Annotated in this window: 7 protein-coding genes; 5 read left to right on the forward strand and 2 right to left on the reverse strand. The window is 70.8% G+C overall.

Going from position 1 to position 5,269, the window contains the following annotated elements:
* The first annotated feature begins 167 nt into the window (after nt 1-167).
* Entirely contained in the window at nt 168-461 is a 294-nt protein-coding gene (locus ABT048_RS40780; protein ID WP_350526710.1) for an HNH endonuclease family protein, read from the forward strand.
* 329 nt (nt 462-790) lie between these two features.
* Nucleotides 791-1,519: a hypothetical protein gene (locus ABT048_RS40785; RefSeq protein WP_350526711.1), complete on the forward strand. Its 729-nt coding sequence runs from the start codon at nt 791-793 to the stop codon at nt 1,517-1,519.
* Between the two features lie 566 nt (nt 1,520-2,085).
* Here the strand turns inward: ABT048_RS40785 and ABT048_RS40790 are convergent.
* The gene (locus tag ABT048_RS40790; protein WP_350526712.1) at nt 2,086-2,322 is read right to left on the reverse strand and encodes a hypothetical protein; all 237 of its coding nucleotides are present in this window, start codon (nt 2,320-2,322) and stop codon (nt 2,086-2,088) included.
* 241 nt (nt 2,323-2,563) lie between these two features.
* On the opposite strand from ABT048_RS40790, the gene ABT048_RS40795 reads away from it, so the two are divergent.
* The 3 genes from ABT048_RS40795 (at nt 2,564) to ABT048_RS40805 (ending at nt 4,915) form a co-directional block, all read left to right on the forward strand.
* Entirely contained in the window at nt 2,564-3,091 is a 528-nt protein-coding gene (locus ABT048_RS40795) for a hypothetical protein (protein WP_350526713.1), read from the forward strand.
* Between the two features lie 94 nt (nt 3,092-3,185).
* Entirely contained in the window at nt 3,186-3,728 is a 543-nt protein-coding gene (locus ABT048_RS40800) for a hypothetical protein (protein ID WP_350526714.1), read from the forward strand.
* A complete protein-coding gene (locus ABT048_RS40805; protein WP_350526715.1) occupies nt 3,728-4,915 on the forward strand; it encodes an MAB_1171c family putative transporter in 1,188 nt (395 codons plus the stop codon). Before ABT048_RS40800 ends, ABT048_RS40805 begins: the two co-directional genes overlap by 1 nt.
* 102 nt (nt 4,916-5,017) lie before the next feature.
* Here the strand turns inward: ABT048_RS40805 and ABT048_RS40810 are convergent.
* The coding region (locus ABT048_RS40810) for a hypothetical protein (RefSeq protein WP_350526716.1) at nt 5,018-5,269 on the reverse strand (252 nt) is incomplete at its 5' end.

The following is a 5,269-nucleotide window of genomic DNA, read 5'->3' on the forward strand; positions in this document are numbered from 1 at the left end:
CACCTCCCTCAACCGCCCGAGAGCCCCGTTCGTCATGCCCAGGCGCCGACAGCACCGCCGTCACCCGATCGGTGACCGCTCTGAAAAGGCTCAGTGACCGGGCTACCGGAAAATCGTTGGCCCACAAAACAGCGCTGCGGTCGAGGAGTCCAACGACTACAGCACGGTTGGAATTCGGGGCCTCGGCCTGGACCACTGGCCAGCGGGAGGCCTACGCCAACGACCTCGGCGACAGCCGGTCCCTGGTGGCTGTCTCCGCGCGCAGCAACCGAGCGAAGGCGGACAAGGACATCTCGGAGTGGCTGCCGCCGCTCGTCTCCTACCGCTGCACGTACCTGACGGACTGGACGGCGGTGAAGACCCGCTGGCGCCTGTCCGTGGATGACCGGGAGCGGGAGGCGATGGAGCACCTGGCGGGCGGCTGCCCGGAGGAGACGCTGACGGTGACCCTGGCCCGCTGACCGGCACACCCCGGGATGCGGGGGCCCGCGGTCCGCGGCCTGCACCCCAGGGGAGCGGTTCGTCGGCCGGCGCTGCCACGTCCGCGCACGAGCTCGATGCCTGAGGAGCCGCGTGGTTCTCCGGGACAGGTGACCCCGGAGCGAGTCTCACCGAGGTTTGACCGGCAACGGCTTGTCTCATCGGAGTTTGACCTCCAGGTTCAGAGGCGGCCCTCTATGCGGGCGTTGGAGTTCTCGTCGCCGGCGCTGTCCTCGCGGCCAAGAATTCCCGCGCCCGGTTCGGGCGTGCTGTGAAAAGATCCGGCTCGTCCTGGCGAGAGGCGGAGTGCATGGGGATCGACTACTGCTACGAGATCGTCGTTCCTCCCCGAAACGTTGCCCGAGCACTGACCGCGCTCGCTTCGCTGGCGCCGAGGACGCGTCCACTGCCGCCGATCACGGTGACCCTGCCCGGGGGTGATCGGGTGGTCCTTCCGTTCACCTCGAACTTCAGGAGAGAGCCGGTCAACTGCTCGGACGGCAGCACACTCCACCTCGACACCGCGATCATGTGCGGCGTCGACGACGACGCGATGCGCGAGTTCTCCAAGACCTGCCGCGGGGAACGCGACGAGGGCGGGAGGCTGGCGGTCGGATACATCTACCTCACGGTCCAGTTCACGTCCTGGTGGCACCCCGACTACGCTTCGCTGCGCTTCACTGCGGCCACGACGGGAATGAGTCTGGCGTTCGAGCGGTCCGCGAGCATCCGGGAGGTGTTCAGCGGACTCACCGCCGCGAGCGGCGGGGTGTGCTGCCTTCTCGACACCGAGACCGCCGCCTGGCAGATCTGCTGGCTGAACGGTGAACCGATCCATGAGACGGTCCCCGGCCCGCGTTTCCCCGGCCACCACGATCTGGCGGCTACCTGGCCGGCCCGGGACCGGCTGCGGGAAGGGACTCCGGGCCGGACGGACTGGATGCGGACGATCTCGGAGCCGGTGCCCACGCCACCGCTCGACAGCCGTGCAGGCAACTCGACGCAGCAACCGACACCGAACACTCAACCCACCGGCTGAAGCGTTCGGCCGCCAGGAGTCGGCCGAACTTCGCTCAGACACCGTCAAACTTCCTTGAGCCGGGCCAGTCACCTGTGTCGGGACCGCCGCCGACCGGTTCGCCGGGCTGGGACGGGGCTGTCCCAGCCCGTGTCTCAGGGGTCCGTTCCGGGCGTTTTGTCGGGACGGTCCTTGGGCTGTCCCACCCTGTTTCGCCAGGTGGAAGTGCTTCGCGGGGGCGCTAGGACAGGGCTGGGACATCGGGGCGGCTACCGGCCGGTCGGGGCGTCCTCGATGGCGGTGAGCAGGCGGGCGTGGACGGCGCCGGCAGCCTCGCGAGTGGCCGGGTCCGGGTCGTCCAGCTGCGGGGCGATCAGCGCGGCGGCCCCGGCGAGGACCGGTACCGGGACGGTTGCCGATCGCAGGTGCAGAAGCTGGGCGGCCGCGCGCTCGCCGAGCGTGGCCTTGGCGCGGGCGTCGGGGATCAGGGCGCTGCGCCAGGCGCCGGATGAAGGAGTCGGCCGGTTCTCCGGGAGGTGGCCGGACCTGGATGGGAAGCCGGTGCAGCTGCGGTTCCGGGGCCGCAGTCACCCGCCGACCGCCGTGTTCAGCGGAGAAGTCGCGGTCTCTGCGGCATGGTCCAACAGGATCGCGTCGATCGCTTCCTTCATCACGCGTTCCGTGCCGCTGAGGATGGCGTCGATCGCGGCCCCACGAATCGCGTGAGACAGCGCTCCGATCATGCCGTCCGTCCGGTTGTGCAGGTAGCGATCGAGCTTGACCAAGCTGCCAGACGGGTGATCGTGCAGCAGCAGGGTATTCAAGCGGAGCGTATGCAGCGTACGGAGGACGCGGTGTTCGAGCGGTGCGGTGAGTTCCGCGGAACGGGCCGGACGGACCGGTGGGACGTGCTGCTGCTGATCTCCCGGGTCCTGGAGCGGGCCAGGCATGCGGAGGAGGCCGTCGAGGTCCTGCGCGCCGAGAGGGCCTCGGGCCGACGCCTTCCCGGGTACCGTCCGGCGAAGTGTCGGCGGTATCGTGGCGGGGCCCGAGGAGGGGACAGAGGTGACGGCAGCAGCAACCGGCGGACCGAGCGGACCGTTCGACCTGGCGGACCGCGCCTCGGCGATCGCCCGCCGGCTGGAGCGACTGATGGTGCGGGAGGAGGCGAAGTCCGGGCGCCCTCCGTCGTACCGGGAGCTCGCCGACCGGATCAACCGCCTGGCCGGCCGGGACGTCATCTCCCGGGACACCATCCGCAACCTCCACCTCGGCCTGAACCAGAAGGGCCAGGCCTCCAACCCCACTGTGGACACACTCGACTGGCTGGGCCGGGGTTTCGGTATCAGCGCCGGAGCCGGTTACTTCCTGGACGACGCCAAGGCCGAAGTCATCGACGAGCAACTCGACCAGTTGCAGCGCATCGGCGAGTTGCGGCAGGCCCTCGGCAACGACGGGGTGGTCAGCCTCGTCCAACGCGCCTCGGCGCTCTCGGACGGCAGTCTGCGGGTGCTCCTCAGCCTCGCCGACAACCTCCGGAAGCTCGAACAGGACGCGGACGAGCGGGGAGCGAGTCCGGCCGACGGGAGCTGAGGTGTCCAGCCTTCCCCGGGGCCTGCTCCGACCTGCCCCGCCCGCCCCGCCCGTTCCGTCCCATTCGCCCCGTCCCGAGGAACAGCCCCGATTCATGGCGTTTCCCCGCGGCCTGCGCCGCCGCTGTGCGCGGCGACTGGCCGGCCTCAGCCTGCCCGACCCCTTCACGGTCGAGGGCTTCCGTGCCGCACTGGAGCGCGAGCGCGGGCGGCCCATCGTCCTTGAGCCGATGCCCGCACTCGGCCCTGATCTGCCCTGTGGTCTGTGGATAGCGCTGCCCAGCGTCGACGTCGTCTACTACGAGGACCGCACGAGTGCGGCGCACCAGGATCTGATCAAGCTCCATGAACTCGGCCACGTCCTGTGCGGTCACACCGGGACGTTCGAGCTGTCCCGACTGGCCGCGCTGTTCCCCGACCTGACTCCGGAGGTCATCGCCCAGGTGCTGGGCGCGGGACGGACCAGCTACCACACGGCCGAGGAGCAGGAGGCGGAGATGATCGCCCTTCTGCTGGCCGACCTGCTCGACCCGTCCGGCCCGGCCGCCCACCACGGCTCCCGTTCCGGCTCGGGCACGGACCGCCTGGCGGAGAGCCTGCTGTACCCGATACGCCCGCCCCGTTGGAGGAAGACCTGATGCGCCCGCTGTTCACCTGGCTGATGCCCGTGCTCGTCTGGGGCGTCGCGCTCTGGCGGACACCCTCGGCCTTCACCAGCCGGGCCAACCGCGCGCTCTGGGGCACCGTCACAGCGATCGCCGTCGGGCTCACCGTCCGGCCCGAGGGCGTCGCGACCGCGCTGGCGGACGTCACCGGTATCCGGGACTGCACACTGCTGATCAAGCACCTCGCCGGCGTCACGGCAGCCTACTTCGTACTGGAGTACGTGCAGGCCGTGCGTCACCGGCCGGAACGGCCCAGGGCCGCGCGCGCTCGGCTGCTGGTCACCGTTGCCGCCGGCGTCGCCCTGACGGTGTTGTTCCTCTTCGCCCTCCCACACGACTACGACGGCGCCTTCGGCATCGACGCCCACTACGGCGACCCCGGAGTCGACCTCTACCTGGGGGTGTTCAACTCCGTCTTCGCGGTGGCCGCCGCGCGGGCGACCGCCCTCTTCTGGTCCAACCGTGCGAGCGTCCAGCCGGGGCTGCTGCGCATCGGCGTCACCTGCCTGGCCTGCGCGAGCGCCACCGGTCTCGTCTACACGCTCTACCGCTTCTACTTCGTCCTCAGCAGCGGCAACGCGACGGAACTCGACGCGGACGGAAAGCCGGTACCGCTGACCGACCCGGTGTGCGAGCTGCTGCCCGCCGTGATGATCATTCTGTTCGTCCTCGGCGTCGCCGTGCCACCCGCCCGCACCCTGGTGAACTACCTGCGCGACCAGTACGCGCTCTGGCGGCTCCACCCGCTGTGGACCGACGTCGCGGCCGCCGTCCCGCAGGTGGTGCTCGGCACCCCGAACAGTCGGCTGCGCGACCTGCTGACCCTGGGCGATCGCTCGGTCGACCTCGCGCACCGGGCCTTCGCCATCCGGGACGCGGTCCTCGTCCTCCGGGAGGACACCCCGGCGACGCCGTCTGCGGCCGGACGCTCCGCGGACGGCCCTCCTGCGGATGTCCCCGCCGCGTGCGACGACCCGGCCCGCACCGAGGCGCGCTGGCTGCGCGCGGCGGTCCGGCACCGGGCGTGCAACCTGCCCGCCCCCGCGCTGCCGGCTTCCCTCGACACCGCCGCCGGCGGCCGCACCCCCCGCGAGGAGATCGCCCGGGTGCTTGCCGTCGCGGCCGCCTACCAGGAGATCGACGCCTGCGAGCCGGCGTAGCCGCACGCCGAAACCCGGCCGCCGAACGTGTCAGGGATCGGCGGCCGGGCGCTGCGGCGGTGGCCGGCGGGCGGCCTGGACGCCGCCGGAGACGGTCTTGTGTCAGGAGGTGATGGTGGTGGGGCCGCCGATGAACTTGGTCCAGCCGGGGCCCTTGGGGTCGACGGACCAGAGGGTGTTGTTGGTGTCGCGGGCGTAGGTGATGAGGTGGTTGTCGGCGGGGTTGACGATCGTGTAGGGGTTGCCGGCGAGGGCGGTGCCGGAGAGGGTGGCGTCGAACTTGATCCAGCCGGGGCCCTTGGGGTCGACGGACCAGAGGCGGTTGTCGGGTCCGTTGACGTAGGTGATGAGGTG

Origin of the sequence: Kitasatospora sp. NPDC096140, from assembly GCF_040303045.1 — a bacterium.
Taxonomy (GTDB): Bacteria; Actinomycetota; Actinomycetes; order Streptomycetales; family Streptomycetaceae; genus Kitasatospora.